Annotated in this window: 15 protein-coding genes, 1 pseudogene and 1 riboswitch; of the genes and pseudogenes, 8 read left to right on the top strand and 8 right to left on the bottom strand. The window is 71.0% G+C overall.

From position 1 onward, the window contains the following. The first annotated feature begins 27 nt into the window (after positions 1 to 27). The 5 genes from ACGFIO_RS16145 (at position 28) to ACGFIO_RS16165 (ending at position 3393) form a co-directional block, all read left to right on the top strand. Complete coding sequence (locus ACGFIO_RS16145) at positions 28 to 663, top strand: transporter (RefSeq protein ID WP_392826907.1); 636 nt, start codon at positions 28 to 30, stop codon at positions 661 to 663. Then, on the top strand, positions 660 to 977 hold the full coding sequence (locus ACGFIO_RS16150; RefSeq protein ID WP_392826909.1) for a winged helix-turn-helix domain-containing protein: 318 nt from the start codon (positions 660 to 662) through the stop codon (positions 975 to 977). The genes ACGFIO_RS16145 and ACGFIO_RS16150 overlap by 4 nt, the downstream gene beginning before the upstream one ends. Next, complete coding sequence (locus tag ACGFIO_RS16155; RefSeq protein ID WP_392826911.1) at positions 974 to 1846, top strand: ABC transporter ATP-binding protein; 873 nt, start codon at positions 974 to 976, stop codon at positions 1844 to 1846. The genes ACGFIO_RS16150 and ACGFIO_RS16155 overlap by 4 nt, the downstream gene beginning before the upstream one ends. After that, entirely contained in the window at positions 1843 to 2583 is a 741-nt protein-coding gene (locus ACGFIO_RS16160; RefSeq protein WP_392826912.1) for an ABC transporter permease, read from the top strand. The genes ACGFIO_RS16155 and ACGFIO_RS16160 overlap by 4 nt, the downstream gene beginning before the upstream one ends. A gap of 84 nt (positions 2584 to 2667) precedes the next feature. After that, complete coding sequence (locus ACGFIO_RS16165; RefSeq protein ID WP_392826914.1) at positions 2668 to 3393, top strand: VOC family protein; 726 nt, start codon at positions 2668 to 2670, stop codon at positions 3391 to 3393. On the opposite strand, the gene ACGFIO_RS16170 is transcribed toward ACGFIO_RS16165, so the two are convergent. The 8 genes and pseudogenes from ACGFIO_RS16170 to mqnE form a co-directional block, all read right to left on the bottom strand. Further along, the gene (locus ACGFIO_RS16170) at positions 3377 to 4150 is read right to left on the bottom strand and encodes an ABC transporter ATP-binding protein (RefSeq protein ID WP_392827088.1); all 774 of its coding nucleotides are present in this window, start codon (positions 4148 to 4150) and stop codon (positions 3377 to 3379) included. The two genes, ACGFIO_RS16165 and ACGFIO_RS16170, sit on opposite strands and share 17 nt — an antisense overlap. Before the next feature lie 223 nt (positions 4151 to 4373). After that, positions 4374 to 5492: a FecCD family ABC transporter permease gene (locus tag ACGFIO_RS16175; RefSeq protein WP_392826916.1), complete on the bottom strand. Its 1119-nt coding sequence runs from the start codon at positions 5490 to 5492 to the stop codon at positions 4374 to 4376. After that, positions 5438 to 6355 carry an ABC transporter substrate-binding protein gene (locus ACGFIO_RS16180; protein ID WP_392826918.1) on the bottom strand — a complete coding sequence of 306 codons (918 nt, stop codon included), beginning with the start codon at positions 6353 to 6355 and terminating at the stop codon, positions 5438 to 5440. Before ACGFIO_RS16180 ends, ACGFIO_RS16175 begins: the two co-directional genes overlap by 55 nt. Positions 6356 to 6448: 93 nt before the next feature. Further along, positions 6449 to 6510: riboswitch (cobalamin riboswitch) on the bottom strand. A gap of 28 nt (positions 6511 to 6538) precedes the next feature. After that, positions 6539 to 7090 (bottom strand): TetR/AcrR family transcriptional regulator, encoded by a 552-nt coding sequence (locus ACGFIO_RS16185; protein ID WP_392826920.1) that lies wholly within the window; start codon positions 7088 to 7090, stop codon positions 6539 to 6541. Between the two features lie 61 nt (positions 7091 to 7151). Next, a pseudogene (locus tag ACGFIO_RS16190) lies at positions 7152 to 8429 on the bottom strand (M14 family metallopeptidase); the annotation flags it as partial. A 93-nt stretch (positions 8430 to 8522) separates the two neighbouring features. Then, positions 8523 to 8807: a DUF4229 domain-containing protein gene (locus tag ACGFIO_RS16195; protein ID WP_392826922.1), complete on the bottom strand. Its 285-nt coding sequence runs from the start codon at positions 8805 to 8807 to the stop codon at positions 8523 to 8525. Between the two features lie 11 nt (positions 8808 to 8818). Next, the gene (locus ACGFIO_RS16200; protein ID WP_392826924.1) at positions 8819 to 9250 is read right to left on the bottom strand and encodes a hypothetical protein; all 432 of its coding nucleotides are present in this window, start codon (positions 9248 to 9250) and stop codon (positions 8819 to 8821) included. 34 nt (positions 9251 to 9284) lie between these two features. Then, on the bottom strand, positions 9285 to 10454 hold the full coding sequence (mqnE, locus tag ACGFIO_RS16205; RefSeq protein ID WP_392826925.1) for an aminofutalosine synthase MqnE: 1170 nt from the start codon (positions 10452 to 10454) through the stop codon (positions 9285 to 9287). A 289-nt stretch (positions 10455 to 10743) separates the two neighbouring features. Between mqnE and ACGFIO_RS16210 the strand changes: the two genes are divergently transcribed. The 3 genes from ACGFIO_RS16210 (at position 10744) to ACGFIO_RS16220 (ending at position 16479) form a co-directional block, all read left to right on the top strand. Continuing rightward, on the top strand, positions 10744 to 12411 hold the full coding sequence (locus tag ACGFIO_RS16210; protein WP_392827090.1) for an NlpC/P60 family protein: 1668 nt from the start codon (positions 10744 to 10746) through the stop codon (positions 12409 to 12411). Positions 12412 to 12625: 214 nt separating this feature from the next. Next, positions 12626 to 14593, top strand: a complete 1968-nt coding sequence (locus ACGFIO_RS16215; RefSeq protein ID WP_392826926.1) for a hypothetical protein — start codon at positions 12626 to 12628, stop codon at positions 14591 to 14593. 254 nt (positions 14594 to 14847) lie between these two features. Then, complete coding sequence (locus tag ACGFIO_RS16220) at positions 14848 to 16479, top strand: DEAD/DEAH box helicase (RefSeq protein WP_392826927.1); 1632 nt, start codon at positions 14848 to 14850, stop codon at positions 16477 to 16479. Positions 16480 to 16729 lie beyond the last annotated feature (250 nt).

Raw genomic sequence — 16729 nt, forward strand, 5'->3', positions numbered from 1 at the left:
TTGACTTTGTGCGGTAAAGTTCTTTGCATGACTAGCGAGCACGATGACGACCTGCCGATGGACCCGGCCGAGTCGCTGCGCCTGATCGAGCGCGAGCGCGCCACGGCCGAGCGCAACCTCACCCCCGACCCGCGGATCTTCCTGTGGCCGTGGGGCTTCGCCTGGCTGATCAGCTTCGCACTGCAGTTCCTGCGGTTCGGGCCGGGCGGGCGGGTCTTCGTCGGCATGCCCGAGTGGGTGCCGCTGACCGTGCTGGCCGCGACGATGATCACGGCCGGCGCGTTCACCGGGGTGGCCGGGACCCGCAGCGGGCGGTGGATCTCCGGGCCGTCCCGCCGGCAGGGCGCCTTCTACGGCATCACCTGGTCGGTCGCGTTCTTCGGGCTGTCCACGGTGCTCGGCCGGGTCAGCCAGTTCGTGCCCGACGGCGAGGTCAACCTGCTCTGGGCCGGCGCCATGGTGGCCCTCACCGGCGCGCTGCACATGGCCGGCGGCGCCATCTACAACGACAAGTCGATCTTCATCCTCGGCGTCTTCATCAGCGCGATCAACGTGGCCGGGGTGTTCGCCGGGCCGGGCTGGCACTCGCTGCTGCTCGCCGTCCTCGGCGGCGGCGGCATGCTCGCCGCCGGCGCCTACGCCAAGTCGAGGTCGCCCAGGTGAGCCAGACCGAGATGCCCGAACTCGACCCGGTGATCCACGCCCAGGCCCGGCTGCGGGTCGTGTCGTCGCTGTCGATGCTGCGCGAGGGCGACCGGATCGCGTTCCCCCGGTTGCAAGAGATCTTGAAGATGACCGCCGGGAACCTGTCCGTGCACCTCCGCAAGCTCGAGGACGCCGGCTACGTCGAGGTCACCAAGACCCATCAGGGCCGGACGCCGGCCACCCTCGTCCAGCTGACCCGCCGCGGTCGCCTGGCGTTCGAGGACTACACCGCGGCCTTACGAGCACTTCTGAATCCGACGGAGGAGCCATGATGCTGGCCCGCGCGATCAACGTCAGCCGCAGATACGGCGACGTGCTCGCCCTCGACAACCTGTCCCTCGACGTCCCCGCCGGCCAGCTGGTCGGCCTGCTCGGCCCCAACGGCGCCGGCAAGAGCACCCTGGTCAACCTGTTCACTGGGCTGCGCCGGCCGAGCAGCGGCACCGTCGAGCTGTGCGGGCGCGACCCGCGCCACGCGTCCGCCCGGGCCACGCTGGGCGTAACGCCGCAGGAGACCGGGCTGCCGTCGTCGCTGCGGGTCGGCGAGGTCGTCGACTACACCCGGGCGCATTTCCCCGACCCGCTCAGCCGGGACGAGGTGCTGGCCAAGTTCGACCTGACCGATCTGGTGCGGAGGCAGACCGGAGGGTTGTCGGGGGGCCAGAAGCGGCGGCTGGCGGTGGCGCTGGCGTTCGTCGGCCGTCCCAAGATCGTGTTCCTTGACGAGCCCACCACCGGGCTCGACGTCGAGGCGCGGCGTTCGCTCTGGGATGCGATCCGGGTCTTCCACGCCGACGGTGGCACGGTCGTCCTGACCAGCCACTACCTGGAGGAGATCGAGGCGCTGGCCCAACGGGTCGTGGTGATCGGGGGAGGCCGGGTGCTCGCCGACGACACCGTCGACGCGGTACGCGGCCTGGTCGCCATCCGCCGGGTCAGCGTCAGCACGGCCGCACCCGTACCGGACCTGCCCGGGGTCGTCGGTCGTGAGCGGGACGGCGCGCGTACCCATCTGCTGACCCCCGACGCCGACCGCCTGGTCCGTGACCTGGTCGCCAAGGACGTGCCGTTCGCCGACCTCGAAGTCCGCCCCACCTCGCTCGAAGAAGCGTTCCTGACCCTGACCGGGAGCACCCGATGACCGCGCTCGCCCTCACCCACGCCAAATTCCAGCTGCTCGAGACCGTACGCATCCCGATGGCGCTGATCGGCAGCGCGTTCTTCCCGGCCGCCTCGATGCTGTTCTTCGTGGTGCCGTTCGTCGGCGACGACCCGGTCTACTCGACCTTCGCCACCGCCTCCATGGTCACGTTCGCGGTGATGACGACCAACCTCTTCCAGTACGGGGCCGGCATCGCCGAGGACCGGGCCCAGCCCTGGAACCCGTACACCCGCACGCTGCCGGCCGGCCCCGGACCGCGGTTCCTCGGCCGCATCCTGGCCGGGCTGGCCCTGATGGCGATCTCGCTGATCCCGGTCGTACTCATCGCCTGGCTGTTCACCGCGGCCACGATCACCTGGGCCGGAGCGCTGGCCGCGCTCGGAGCCCTGGCCCTGTCGGCACTGCCGTTCACGCTGCTCGGGCTGGCCATCGGCTACTCGCTCCCGGCCAAGGCGGCGATCGTCACCGCCCAGTTGCTGTTCTTCCCGCTGGCGTTCGGCGGCGGGCTGATGACCGCACCCGGTGCGGCGCCCGGTTTCGTCGAGGACCTGGCGCCGTACCTGCCGACCGGCGGCGCGGCCCGGCTGATGTGGGCGGCGGTCGGCGACTTCCCCTTCGACCTGTCCGCGACGATCACGTTGCTGGGCTGGACGGCCGTCTTCGCTGGGCTGGCCGCATGGGCCTATCGCCGCGACGAGGGTCGGCGGTTCAGCTAGAAGTTCGACACTTAAGGGTGTCGAAAGGGGGGTCGGTGTAACCATGCGGGCATGACCGCACCGACCCCTGGCCAGCCCTTATGGGTGGATCTCGGCACTTCGGACGTGGACGGCGCAAAGCGTTTCTACACCGGGTTGTTCGGCTGGACGGCACACGTGTCGGGCGACGACTACGGCGGCTACACGATCTTCAACCTGGACGGCAAAGCCGCCGCCGGCGCCGGGCCGCTGTTCGGCGAGGGCCAGCCGACCGCGTGGAGTACGTACATCTCGACCGACGATGTGGACGAGACGGCCATGCTGGTCGAGGAAGCGGGCGGGAAGGTGCTCGTACCCCCCTTCGACGTCGGCGTGCAGGGGCGGATGGCCGCCTGTCTCGACCCGGCCGGTGCGCCGTTCTCGGTCTGGCAGGCCGGGACGATGGCCGGGGCCGAGGTGCTCGACGTACCCGGTGCGCTGACCTGGAGCGAGCTGATCACCCGCGACGTCGAGCGGTCGGCCGCCTTCTACGGCGAGGTGTTCGGCTGGACCGCCCGGGACAGCCCGGCGGTCGGAATGCCGTACCTGATCTGGGAGCGGGACGGGCGGATGCTCGGCGGCCTGCAACCGATGGTCGGCGCCGGGTGGCCGGCCGACCTGGCCGCGCACTGGATGCCGTACTTCGCCGTCCGGCACTGCGACGAGGCCGCGGACCTGGCGCATGAGCTGGGCGGGCACATCGTCCGGCGGCCGACCAACTTCGCCATGGGCCGGTACGCGGTGATCGACGACCCCGAGGGCGGCACCTTCTCGATCATGGAGAGTGCTTAGCTCTTTTCGGAATCACGATGGGCCCGTGCTCGCCGTCGATCACGGTGACCCGGGCCCGGTAGTGCTCGGCCAGCGTGGCCTCGGTGACCACCTCGCGGGGCGTACCCGTGGCGACCACCCGGCCGGCGGCCAGCAGCACCAGGCGGTCGGCGTACTCCCCCGCGATCGACAGATCGTGCATCGTCGACAGGACCGTCAGCCCGCGCTCGGCCCGCAGCTGGTCGACCAGGTCGAGCACTTCCTGCTGGTGGCCGATGTCGAGGGCCGCGGTGGGCTCGTCGAGCAGCAGGATGCGGGCGCCCTGGGCCAGCGCCCGGGCGAGAAACACCCGTTGCCGCTCGCCCCCCGACAACGTCTCCAGCCGCCGCCCCGCGAAGTCCGCCAGATCCAGCGCGGTCAGCACATCGTCCACGGCCGACAAGTCGGACGCCGACTCCCGCCCGAGCGGCGCGATGTAGGGCGTACGCCCCAGCAGCACGTAGTCGATCACCCGCATGCCCGGTGGCACCACGGGCGTCTGCGCGACCATCGCGATCGCTTTAGCCCGCTCCCGCCGCCCGAGGGTTCCGCCCGGCCGCCCATCAAGATCAATCGCACCGGTGTACGCGACGAGCCCGCCGACCGCCCGCAACAGCGTCGACTTCCCCGCCCCGTTCGGACCGATGATCGTGACCCATTCGCCCTCCCCGACTCCCAGGTCAACACCGTCGACGACGGGCCGCCCACCGAGCCGCACAGAGACCGCCCGCACATCGATCACGATCTCACCGCCACCACGAACTCCGCCCCGGGCCCGCCCGCCGCGCCAACCAGCTCGCTGCCAGACCAGCCCGCCCCGGTGGGCTCACCCGCTTCGGCGTTCCGCATTTCCGGCATTTCCGATTTATTCGAAGGCTGCGGCCACCGCCTCCCCCACCCCGGCACTGGGTGGGCCCAAACGTAGGGGCGGGGTACGACAACTTGCCGCGCTTGTCCACACATCACGACGCCACGGCCCGGTTCGTGCGCAGCACCACGATGAAGAACGGCGCGCCGAAGAACGCCGTCACCACCCCGATCGGAATCTCCGCCTCCCCCGCCACGGTCCGCGCCACCACATCGGTCAACGCCAGGAACGCCGCCCCGAACAGCACCGACAACGGCAGCAACGACCGATAACTGGCCCCCGACAGCAAGCGCAACGTGTGCGGCACGATGATCCCGACGAAACCGATCAGCCCGGACACCGACACCGCCGCCGCGGTCCCGAGCGACGCCGCGATCAGCAGCAGGTACCGGCTGCGCTGCGGGTGCAGGCCCAGGGACGCGGCTTCTTCGTCGCCGACCGTCAGCACGTCGAGTTCCCGTCGGCGGGAGAGCACGATCAAACCCGTCACCACTGTGTACGGCAGGATGAGCAGCACATCGTGCCAACCGGCGGTGCCCAGCCGGCCGAGCAGCCAGCTGTACACCTCACGCAGCGTTTCCACGTTTCGCTGCAACAGGTAGGTCTGCGCCGCGGCGAGGAAGGCCGACACCGCCACCCCGGCCAGGATCAGTGTGGCGGGGGTGCGTTCGCGGCCTCCTGCCGCGCCCAGGGTCCAGGTCAGGGCTACGGCGATCAACGCGCCCAGGAACGCCGCGGGTGGCACCGCCACTGACATTCCGGACCCGATGGTCAGGACCGCGGTGACGCCCAGGCCGGCGCCCGCGGCCACGCCGAGCAGGTGGGGGTCGGCCAGCGGGTTGCGGAAGACGCCCTGGTAGGCGGCGCCGGCCATGGCCAGCATGGCTCCGACGAGCAGGCCGAGGACCACGCGGGGGAGGCGAAGTTCGGTGATGATCGCGATCTCGCGGGCGTTCAGGCCGCTGTGCAGGCGTACCCCGGGGATGAGGTTGAGGAGCTCGGCCGCGACGCTGCCCGGCGGCAGGCTGACCGGGCCGAGCGACACCCCGGCGACCAGCGCGACCGCCACCGCGACAACACCGCCGACGAGCCACCCGGGCCGAAGACGAGCAGGCCCCGGCCGAAGCGGCCGAAGGCGGGCGGGCCGGGGTGAATCATTCACGCCGTGGCGTCCGCGACCGACCGCATCAGGTCGACCACGCGCGGGCCCCATCGGGAGGCGATGTCGTCGTCCAGGGCGACGATCTTCCCGGTCTTGACCGCGGTGATCCCCGACCAGCCGGGCCGCGCCGCCACCGTGGCGGCGGACTGCTTGCAGCATTTGCTGTCGGCCAGCAGGATCACGTCGGGGTTGGCCTTGACCAGCGCCTCCTGCGACAGCTGGGGGTATCCGCCCTTGCTGCCGTCGGCGTCGGCGGGGTCGGCCACGTTGGTGAGCTGCAGGCGGGCGAGGACCGAGCCGATGAAGGTCTTGGACGTGACCGTGTAGAGGGTCGGGTCGAGCTCGTAGTAGTAGGTCAGCGGCTTCTTGCGCGGCGGCACCGAGGCGGCGATCTTGTCGATGTCGGCGCGCATCCGGCCGGTCAGAGCGGTGGCCTCGGCGGGGTGGCCGGTCAGTTGGCCGAGCTGTTCGATCTGCGCGTACGTCTGGTCGAGGTTCTTGGCCGACGGCGTGACGAAGACCGGGATCTCGAGCGTACGCAGCTGGTCGACGATCTTGTCGATGTCGTCGGAGAGCACGACCAGGTCGGGGTTCTTCGCGGCGACGGCCTCGGCGCTGGGCTTGAAGGCGGTCAGGTTGGTCCGCGGCGCCTCGGCCGGGTAACTGGACTGGTCGTCGACCGCGGTGACCTGCGGTCCGGCGCCAACGGCGAAGAGCATTTCGGTCGCGGTGGGCGAGAGCGACACGATCTTGGTGGGGCGTTGCGGCAGGGTCAGATCACCAACCGTCACCGGGTACGCCGCGCCGGCGCTGGCCGAGGCCGGCCCGCCGGGGCTGTCGTCGCCGCCGGCACAGCCCCCGAGCAGCAGCGCGGCCGAGGTCAGCAGCGCGGTCAGCACATGTCGTGGTTGCACGGTTCCTCCTGTCGACTGCTCGCCGACAGGGGGCGCCCGTCCGCGAGGCGCCCCTTCCCCGGGGGCGCTGGTTCGCGACCGGCGCCCAGGCGACCTGGCTCGTCCCCGGCGGCGGGGACATCACAGTTGCGGGACAGCGCCGGGATCTCACCGGCTTCGCTGCGACGCGGTCTCCCGTTGAGGCTAACGCAGGCTTCGCACGCACATGTCGATGAGCTGGTCGTACGACTCGTCGAGGTCGAGGTCGAGCCCGAATCCGCCGCCGGCCTCGAGGGTGGCGAAGCCGTGGACGGCGGCCCGGAGCCGGCGGATGGCGTGGGTGGTGGCGGCGGCGTCCAGTCCGTACCCGCGCATCACCGCGGCGAAGACGTCCATCAGCTCGCTGCCGGCCTGGAACAGCGTCTCCTGGTGCAGCGGGTCGAGGGGTACGAGCAGGTAGCGGGCGGTGTGGGTGAGGACGTAGGCGCGGTAGGCCCGCATCAGCGCGATCACCGCGTCGTCGCCGGCCCGGCCCATCACCTCGGCCGCGAACGTGGCCGTGACCTGGCGCAGGATTCGCTCGGCCATGAGTTCCCGCAGGTCGGCGAGGCTGCCGACGTGCTTGTAGAGGGAGGGCGCGGCGACTCCGGCCCGGTCGGCGACGGCGGCCAGGCTGAGCGCGTCGAGGCCCTTCTCATCGATCAGCGCGAGCGCCACGTCGACGACGGCGGCCGGCGTCAGGCCCGCCCTAGGCACGGAAACTACCTGTCATAGCCTTAAAGCTAGGACAGGTAGTTCCGTGGCGGCAAGTGCGTCAGCAGTACGTGGCTTCCTTGCCGATCACCTTGTACGGGCAGTCGGCCGCCTCGGCCAGCAGCAGCGCCGCCGTCCGGTTCCGGCTCGTCTCCCGGGTGATCACGCTGGCCGGCGGGTAGAAGCCGCCGCCCGAGGAAGAGGTCGGGTACATCTCGAAGGTGTACGCGAAGACCTTGTGCGTACCCCACAGCCAGTCGAGCAGGTCACCGTCGGTGATGTAGAGGGCGCTCGACTGCTCGGGCGTGTAGTTGTTGGTCGCGGCCATCTGACGGCCCAGCGTCGAGAAGGTGTTGTTCTGGTCGGTGTTCATGCCATCGCCGGTGCGCGCGTTGGTGTATCCGTAGGGCCAGAGGACCAGCTCGGAGTACGTGTGGAAGTCCATCGCGGCCTTGATCTGCTGCACCCCGCCGACCACACGGCTGTTGACGAAGTCGCGGACGACCTTGGTCTCCGGGGCCGAGAACGCCGACGGGCCCCGGTAGGTCTCCGATCCGGTGCTGCCGGACGAGCCGCCGCAGCAACCCCACTTGTAGGAGTAGTTCCGGTTCAGGTCGGTGCCGACGTTGCTGGAGCCGCTGTTGGGCTGGCGGTTCTTGCGCCACGAGCGGTAGCTGCCGGTGGCCACGTCGTACTCGGCACCGTCGGGGTTCACGCTCGGGATGATCCACAGTTCGCGGCTGTCCACAACTGACTTGATCCGGGAGTCCGAGGCGTACCCGCTGGTGAACTGGTTGAGCAGGTAGAGGGCCATCTCCACGGTCAGGTGCTCGCGCGCGTGATGGTTGGCGTCGTAGAGGACCTCGGGCTCGTTCTCGTCGGTGCCGACGTTGTCGGAGATCTTGACGGCGACGATCTGCCGGCCCTCGTACGACGTGCCGAGCACCTTCTTGGCGGCGATCGCCGGGTACGCGGCGACCACCCGGTCCACCTCGGCGATGGCCTCGGCGTAGTTGTGGTAGGCGGCGTCCCGGGGCGGGAAGTCCATGGTGGAGGCCCCGCCCAGCGGCAGCTCCTCGGGCACCTTCTCGACCTTGAAGCCCTGTGCCCGCAGGGCCTTGACCTCGGTGGCGGTGGCGGTGATCTCGACCACCGCGTGCTGCACGCCGTCGATGGCGGCGCCGGTGGCGGCGATCTGGTTACGTGCCGCGACGGTGCGCACGTCGAAGACCTCGTACGAGGCCGACTCGTCGGGGCCCGGTCCGGCCTCGGCCGGTCCGGCCGCGAACAGGGTGATGCCGGCCAGGACAGCGGCCGCGGCCGCCGTGACACGTCGTCTCATGAACGACCTCCGGTGATGGGGTTTCCAACAGCCCACCACCGAACATAGACAACTGGCAATATCCCGGCCGGAACCTATCCCGGCGGGATGGCCCTACGGACGTTCGGCCGCGCGGTCACCCTCGGCCGCCGCGGCCTCGTCACCGGCCAGCGCGGCGCGCAGCCGCTCCTTCTCGGCCTTGCGCCGGTCGGCTGCCCCGGCCAGCCGCTCGGCCATCTCGTCACGCCACTTAGCCAGCAGGAAGTACGACGCGATGGCCGACAGCACCAGCGCGATCATGGCGTCGACCAGGAAGTTCAACGGCGTCATCAGGAGCAGCACGAGGAACACGAAGAACAGCCCGAACCGGGCGAGCGTGTACTTGAGTGCGGGATTCACCACTATCTCCCTCAGCCGGCCCGGCGCATGTAACGCAGGCCGAAGAACCAGATCGCGCAGTAGACCACGGTCAGGGCGAGCGCCCCGACCGCGCCGCTGGCCAGCGCCGGGAACGTCTTGGCGGCCAACCCGGCCGCGGTCATCCCGGCCGCGACGCCGAAGCCGGCCCCGAGCACACCGACCACGACCCGGTCGGCGCCCCACTTGGCCGCGCGGAACTCCTCGGTGAACAGCCAGACCGGCAACACCAGCGCGATCCAGCCGCTGGCGTCGCCGAAGTCGGAGAGCCGCACCAGGAACAGCACACCCTCGATCACGAGCAGCACCACGAACCCCGCGAGCAGCCCGGCCAGCGCCGTCCCGATCAGGTCGGGGAAGGTGGCCAGGCGTCCGTCAGGGTCACGGCGGGGGCGCCGCTCACTCTTTTCCGGTGCTTCGGTCATGACAACCCGAGGGTACGCGGCCGGCCCGCCGCTGCTACGCCCAGACCTGCTGCGGCTCGCTGCGGCGCTCGGCCAGCGACCGCGGCTTGGGGTACTCGCGGACCACTTCGTACCTGGTGTTGCGCTCGACCGGCTGGAAGCCCGCGTCCCCGATCAGATCCAGCAGGTCCTCGCGGTGCATGGTGTTCGGCGTGCCGTACGAGTCGGCGTCATGGGTGATCTTGTATTCGACCACCGAGCCGTCCAGGTCGTCGACGCCGAAGTTCAGCGACAACTGGGCCACCGACAGGCCGTGCATCACCCAGAAGCACTTGACGTGGGGCACGTTGTCGAACAGCAACCGGGACACCGCGAATGTCTTCAACGACTCGGCCGGCGCCGCCATCGTGGTCCGCGACTGGATCCGGTTGCGGACGATGCCGTCCTGCGCGTCGACGAAGTCGTGCTGGTAGCGCAGCGGGATGAAGACAACGAAGCCGCCGGTCTCGTCCTGCAGCTCACGCAGCCGCAGCACGTGGTCGACCCGGTGCCGATGCTCCTCGATGTGCCCGTACAGCATGGTCGCCGGGGTTTTCATGCCCTTGCTGTGGGCCAGCCGGTGGATCCGCGACCAGTCCTCCCAGTGGCAGTTGTGGTCGACGATGTGCTGCCGGACCTCCCAGTCGAAGATCTCGGCGCCGCCGCCGGTCAGCGACTCCAGCCCGGCGTCCATCAGCTCGTCGAGGATCGCGTCGGCCGGCAGCCCGCTGATCTTCTCGAACCACTGCACCTCGGTCGCGGTGAAGCACTTGAGCTTGACGTTGGGCAGGGCGGCCTTGAGCTCGCGCAGCACCTTGGGGTAGTAGCGCCAGGGGAGGGTGGGGTGCAGGCCGTTGACGATGTGCAACTCGGTGAGCTGCTCGTCCTCCATCTCCTTGGCCTTGCGGACGGCCTCGTCGATCCGCATCGTGTAGGCCGCCTTCTCCCCCGGCTTGCGCTGGAAGGAGCAGTACGCACAGCTCGCCGAGCACACGTTGGTGAGGTTGAGGTGCCGGTTGACGTTGAACATCACCCGGTCGCCGTTCAGCTCGGTGCGCTTGTGGTGCGCCAGCCGGCCCAGCCAGGCCAGGTCGTCCGAGGCGTACAGTGCCTCGCCGTCGGCCCTGGTCAGGCGCTCACCCGAGTAGACCTTGGCCTCCAGCTCACGCTTCAGACCGGCGTCCATTGGTACCTCCCTCTCTGCCCCTTCGTGCGAGCGTACGTCCCTTCAGCCCCGGCGCCTCGTGACGGATGATGGGACGCGTCGTAGGTCACCCTGGTGGATTGTCGATTCTCAGGTTCCTTTCATCTTCGATCAATCGACAGCGGTACGCCTGGTGGGGTATGACCTATATGGGGGAACGGACAGCCTCGGCAAAGCCCCACCGGGTGGCGTCGACGCGGACGGGGAGCTGATGGCCACACACCGAGGGGCAGATCGACTTCGACGTGCGCGTCCTTGGTGGCGCCCGTTGGTGTTGTCCGCTGCCGCGGCCACCGCGATCGCCGCCCTCTTCCACCCGCTGCCCGCCTCGGCCGCCCCAGCGGTCCCGGCGCCACCGGTCGCACCCGTGATCCCGGATGTGGGGTCCCGTCCCACCCCGGTCGGCACGTTCCAGATGCCCGGGCAGACCGCGACCACCCCGGTCACGACCACGCCGGTGACGCTGCCCGGCATCTCGCTGAGCCCGATCCTGCAAGAGCAGGAAAAGCGACAGAACGAGATCAACGCCCTCGGCGACCAGCTGATCAAGCTGCGCGACGACCGTGATCTGGCCCGGCAGCAGGCCGACGACGCGACCGCCAAGCTCACCACCGCCCAGGCCGCACTGACCCAGGCCCAGCACGACGCCGCCGACGCGGCCGCCGCCGCGGTCCGTGACCAGGCCGCGCTGCCGCCCGGCACGCTCGGCTCGGGCCTGGCCGACCTCGACGCCCTGTCCCGCATGCAGCGCGGCGAGACGGCCTCCGAGGAAGCGGCCAACCGCCAGCTCGCCCTGATCCAGGACACCCAGACCATCGCCTGGGCCGAGCAGACCACCGCATCGGCCCGCTACAGCGACCTGGCCCAGCAGTGGGACAAGCTCAACACCACGATCAGCGGCAAGCAGAAGTCCTTCGACAAGTGGCGGGCCGACCACGGCGACGAGCTGAGCGCCGCCGAGGCCACGGCCAACGCCGAGGATCTGCGACTCGGCCAGAGCTACCAGGACGGCACCAACTCCGGCCGCGGCGCCGACCCCAAGGCGATCGCGGCGCTGACCATCGCGCTCAAGCAGATCGGCGACCCGTACGTCTGGTCCGAGGAAGGCCCGGACCAGTTCGACTGCTCCGGCCTGATGTTCTACGCCTACCACAGCAAGGCGGCCGGCAACTTCCCGCTGGCCCGGGTGTCCCGCGACCAGTATTGGCAGCTGCGCAACAAGGTCGTCGACCGATACTCGCTGCTCCCCGGTGACCTGCTCTTCTTCAGCTCGAGCAACAGCTGGACGGGCATCCACCACGTGGCCATGTACGCCGGCGACGGCATGATGGTCGAGGCACCACGGACGGGTCTGGACGTGCGGCTCACGCCGGTGCGCTGGACCAGGCTGTTCGGGGCGACCCGGGTGTACGGCTCGGTCGACCACCCGACCTCGGGACCCGACCTCAACAACCTGCCCAAGCCCGGCAACGACGACGGTTCCGACCCGACGAAGCCGACCAAGCCGAAGCCCTCGGGCGACCCGAAGCCCGGCGGCGGCTCGACGCCCCCGGGTGGCGGCGGCTCCACACCTCCGGGCGGCGGCGGATCGACCCCGCCCGGTGGCGGCGGCTCCACACCTCCAGGCGGCGGGGGCTCTACGCCTCCGGGCGGCGGCGGATCGACCCCGCCGGGTGGCGGCGGCTCCACACCTCCAGGCGGCGGCGGATCGACTCCGCCGGCTGGCGGCGGCGAGACGACCCCGCCCAGCGGTGGCGGCGAGGAGACGACCCCGCCCAGCGGCGGCGGCCAGGAGACCGACCCGCCAAAGACGGACCCGCCGGCCAACGAGGAGCCGAAACCAGACCCGACCAAGGACGAACCGAAGACCGACGAGCCCTCGACGCCGACCTCGGAGGAGTCCAAGTCCGCGCCGGAGAGTTCATCCAGCTCGAATTAGTCGGGAAACTGATTCACGAAACGGCACGAAGCGCCCCGAGCCCGGGGCGCTTTGCTGTTTCCCCTGCGTACGCGGGCCAGGCATGACCCGGACGCTTGATCCACTTAGCTAGCCTGGCCGACGCCGGATGCGGGCACACGCGCCGATGTGGCACGGTTATGAACAGCGCCCGACGCTTCCACCGAGTGTCGGCACGCGGCGGTCGGGAGGACCCATGGACGAGCAGCAGGCGCCGGCAGACAGCCAGGGCAAAGCGCCGCGAGCTGGGCGGACACCGGCCGACGACTCCGACAAAGGGTACGAAATGCCGCCGCCGCCTGGTCCCGGCGCCCTCTGGGGCACACCTTCCTCCGCCGACCGCCCGACCTCCGGCGCCCCCTCCGACCAGCCCGTCTCGCCCGGCGGGTCGTTTTCGTCCCGTCCGGTCTCGGTGCCGACCGGCTCGGCCCAGTCGTCCGCGTCGGCCCCGGTGAGCGGCAGCTCGGGCCGGGCCTCCGTGCCCGGTGCGGCGAGCGCCGAGCCCGGCTTCGGCACCAGGTCCTCCGGCACCGCCAAGGTCTACGGCGGGCGCGGCGCCACCGACCCGTCCGAGCCCGACCCGAACCGCCCGGACCCCTCCGAGCCGGATCCCGGCCGCCGCGACCCGGACTACCCCGAGCCGGGCGACCCCGAGCCGCAGCGCCCGGCGCCCTCGCCGCGCCCCGGTGAGCCGAGCCGCCCGCCCGAGCCGTTCAAGCCGTTCGACCCGCCGGAGCCGGTGTCGCCCTCACCGACGCCGTTCCCGGCTCCGCAGCCGCCGGGCCCGTCGCCGCGCCCCTACCCGACGCCGGAGCCAGGCCCCTCGCCGGTGCCGCCCGGCCCCGGCCCGTCACCCATGCCGCCCGGTCCCGGCCCGTCGCCGGTCCCACCCGGCCCGGGCCCTTCTCCGGTGCCCGGACCGCCACAGCCGGTCTTCCCGCCGCCCTCGATCTCGAGCTCGGGCGCCGGTGGCCCGCTGCCCGACTACTCGATGCCGCCCGGCTCGCCGCCTGGCCAGTGGTCGGCGCCGCCCCCGTCGAGCACCCCGCCGTCGAACTCCCCGCCCGTGAGCTCCCCGCCGAGCTGGTCCCAGCCGTCGAGCGGCGCCCCCGCACCGGGCTGGCCCTCCAGCGGCGCCCCGGCGCCCGGCTGGTCCGAACCCTCCAGCGGCGCCCCGGCCAACGACTGGGCCCAACCTTCCAGCGGAGCACCCGCCTCAGGCTGGGCGCCACCCTCCAGCGGAGCCCCGGCGAATGGCTGGGCTCAGCCCGCCAGCGGCGCCCCAGCGAACGACTGGGCTCAGCCCGCCAGCGGCGCCCCGGCGAACGACTGGGCTCAGCCCTCCAGCGGAGCGCCGGCCAACGACTGGGCTCAGCCGTCCAGCGGCGCCCCTGCCTCGGCCTGGCCGAAGACGCCGAGCGGAGCGCCCCAGTTCGGCGGGCAGCCCCAGGCGGCCGACCCGACCATGCCGTTCCGCCCCGGCCCGGGCGCGCCGAACGGCGGGAACCAGGCCGCCGACGCCACCATGCCGTTCCGACCGGGCGCCGGCACTCCCGGCGGCCCCGGAGCACCGGGCAGACCAGGGGCACCGGGTGCGCAGGCTGGTCCGCCGGCCGACGAGACCATGCCCTTCCGGCCCGGCACCGGATATCCGGGTGGCCCGGCGGCCCCGGCCGACGAGACCATGCCGTTCCGGGCCGGCACCGGCACCCCGGGCGGCCCGGGCGGAACTCCGCCGTGGAATGTCGCGCCGCCGCCCGCCCAGGCACCGTCCTGGAACGGCCCCTCCTATGGGGTCGGTACGTCGGACGCTTCCGGTCGCCCGTTCGGGGGAGCCCCGGCCCAGGTGTCCAGCCCATTCCCGACGCCCGGTTCGAACGTGCCGGGCCAGCGCGGGGACGGCACCGTCTATGGCAACGACTCGCCGGCCGACATGACCATGCCGGTCAACATGAACGCCATCGAGAACTCGGGCTCGTTGACCGGCCACATCCTTTCCCAAGGTTGGGACAAGGGTGTGGACACCAACCGGCGGAGCAACGTCAAGGTGGGCATCGCGATGCTCGTGGTGCTGCTGGTGATCGTGGGCATCAGCCTGCTGTTCGTCTTCACTGTGGGTGACGCCTTCACCGACATGATGAACGGGGTGTTCGGCAAGGAGTGAGTTTGCCGCTACAGCGCTATTAGCCCTAGGCTGCGCGGTTGCGCCGACGGTGAGTCTGCCCACTACCGGCGCGGATTATTCGTGGGTGCGTAACTGTTGCCCCGTACACTGATGGCAGTAATTTGACGCGGCGTGTCCCCCCCGGTGCACGCCATGGGCGTTCTTGCAGGCATGACGGCGGTTCGGTCGAGTCCTCACGGACGAGACCTTGCGGCGGGCTTTCGCGAGGCATGCGCCCCCGTAGAGAGGTTCTCTTGACCACTTTCGCCGATCCCAGCACGTTCCCGTCCGTCTTCGAAACCCCCACGGTGGACACCGAGGCTCAGGTCACCGGTGACACGGCCGCCGACGCGGTCGTCGAGCCGGCCGCCGAGCCCGCCGCCGACACGACGACGGTCGCCGCTTCCTTCGCCGACCTCGGTCTCCCCGCCGAGCTCGTCCGGGTGCTGACCCGTGAGGGCATCACCACGCCGTTCGAGATCCAGGCGGCCACGATCCCCGACGCCCTGTCCGGGCGCGACGTCCTGGGCCGAGGCCAGACCGGCTCGGGCAAGACGCTGGCCTTCGGGCTGCCGCTGCTGGCCCGGGTCGCCCAGGGTGGCCGGGCGGTCCCGCACCACCCCAAGGCGCTGATCCTGGTGCCCACCCGTGAGCTGGCCATGCAGGTCGCCGACGCGCTGATGCCGCTGGGCCGCTCGGTCGGTGTCTTCCTCAAGACCGCGGTCGGCGGGGTTCCGTACGACCGCCAGATGGACGCCCTGCGCCGCGGCGTCGAGGTGATGGTCGCCACGCCGGGCCGGCTGGCCGACCTGATCGAGCGGGGCGCCTGCAAGCTCGACCAGGTCGAGGTGTCGGTGCTGGACGAGGCCGACCAGATGGCCGACATGGGCTTCCTGCCCGAGGTCACCGACCTGCTGGCCAAGACGCCGGCCAACGCGCAGCGGCTGCTTTTCTCGGCCACCCTCGACGGCGACGTCGACACGCTGGTCAAGCGGTTCATGACCGACCCGGTGACGCACTCCACCGATCCGTCCGAGGCCAGCGTGTCCACGATGGATCACCACCTGCTGCTGATCCCGCCGCACGACAAGTTCCCGATCACCGCGGCGATCGCCAACCGTACGGGTAAGACGATCGTTTTCGCCCGTACCCAGATGGGTGTTGATCGTCTGCAGGAACAACTGCGGGCGGTCGGGGTCCGGGCGGGCGCGCTGCACGGCGGCAAGACCCAGCGGGTACGCACGCGGACGCTGGCCGAGTTCAAGGAGGGCCGCACCAACGTGCTGGTCGCCACCGACGTGGCCGCCCGTGGCATCCACGTCGACGGCATCTCGCTCGTGGTGCACGTCGACCCGCCCAAGGACCCGAAGGACTATCTGCACCGCGCGGGTCGCACCGCCCGGGCCGGCGAGTCCGGTGCCGTGGTCACGCTCGTGCTGCCCAAGCAGCGCCGCAGTACCCAGGCGATGATGACCAAGGCGGGCGTGGCGCCGGCCGAGGTCCGGGTGCGGATGGGCGACGACAAGCTGAGCGAGATCACCGGTGCCCGGCAGCCCAGCGGCGTCCCGGTGGTGGACGAGCCGGAGCCGCGGCGCGAGCGCACCGACCGGCCCAAGCGGTTCGGTGACCGGCCGCAGCGTGGTGGCTACCGCGGCGAGCGTTCGTTCGGCCGGGGCAGTGAGCGCGGCGGCGAGCGGACCGGCGGCGAGCGTCCGTTCGGCGGCGGAGAGGGTCGCGGCGAGCAGCGCGGCGACTTCCGCGGCGAGCGTAACCTCGGCGACCGCGGCACGCGGGGCGGCAACTTCCGCCGCAACGACCGGCGTGAGGGTGGAAACGGCGACCGCCGCTTCAGCAGCCCCCGGCCGGCGCGTAGCAACAACTTCTGATCCACCCCGTCACCGCGGGCCTGGCAGCAATGCCGGCCCGCGGTGATTCCTATTGGTGCGCAGAGCGGCTCTGCTCACCACGCGGTGGCTCCTATAGGTGCGCAGAGCGGGTCTGCTCACCACGCGGTGGCACCTATAGGTGCGCAGAGCAGCTCTGCTCACCACGCGGTGGCACCTATAGGTGCGCAGAGCAGCTCTGCTCACCACGCGGTGGCACCTATAGGTGCGCAGAGCGGCTCTGCTCACCAGG

This window comes from Actinoplanes sp. NPDC049265, from assembly GCF_043197135.1.
GTDB lineage: Bacteria > Actinomycetota > Actinomycetes > Mycobacteriales > Micromonosporaceae > Actinoplanes.

Bases quoted from the DNA above. Each gene is read 5' to 3' on its own strand.
- ACGFIO_RS16155 (WP_392826911.1), top strand. From the start codon at position 974: ATGATGCTGGCCCGCGCGATCAACGTCAGCCGCAGATACGGCGACGTG.
- ACGFIO_RS16200 (WP_392826924.1), bottom strand. From the start codon at position 9,250: ATGACCGAAGCACCGGAAAAGAGTGAGCGGCGCCCCCGCCGTGACCCT.
- ACGFIO_RS16160 (WP_392826912.1), top strand. From the start codon at position 1,843: ATGACCGCGCTCGCCCTCACCCACGCCAAATTCCAGCTGCTCGAGACC.
- ACGFIO_RS16215 (WP_392826926.1), top strand. From the start codon at position 12,626: ATGGACGAGCAGCAGGCGCCGGCAGACAGCCAGGGCAAAGCGCCGCGA.
- ACGFIO_RS16175 (WP_392826916.1), bottom strand. From the start codon at position 5,492: ATGGGGCCCGCGCGTGGTCGACCTGATGCGGTCGGTCGCGGACGCCAC.
- ACGFIO_RS16145 (WP_392826907.1), top strand. From the start codon at position 28: ATGACTAGCGAGCACGATGACGACCTGCCGATGGACCCGGCCGAGTCG.
- mqnE (WP_392826925.1), bottom strand. From the start codon at position 10,454: ATGGACGCCGGTCTGAAGCGTGAGCTGGAGGCCAAGGTCTACTCGGGT.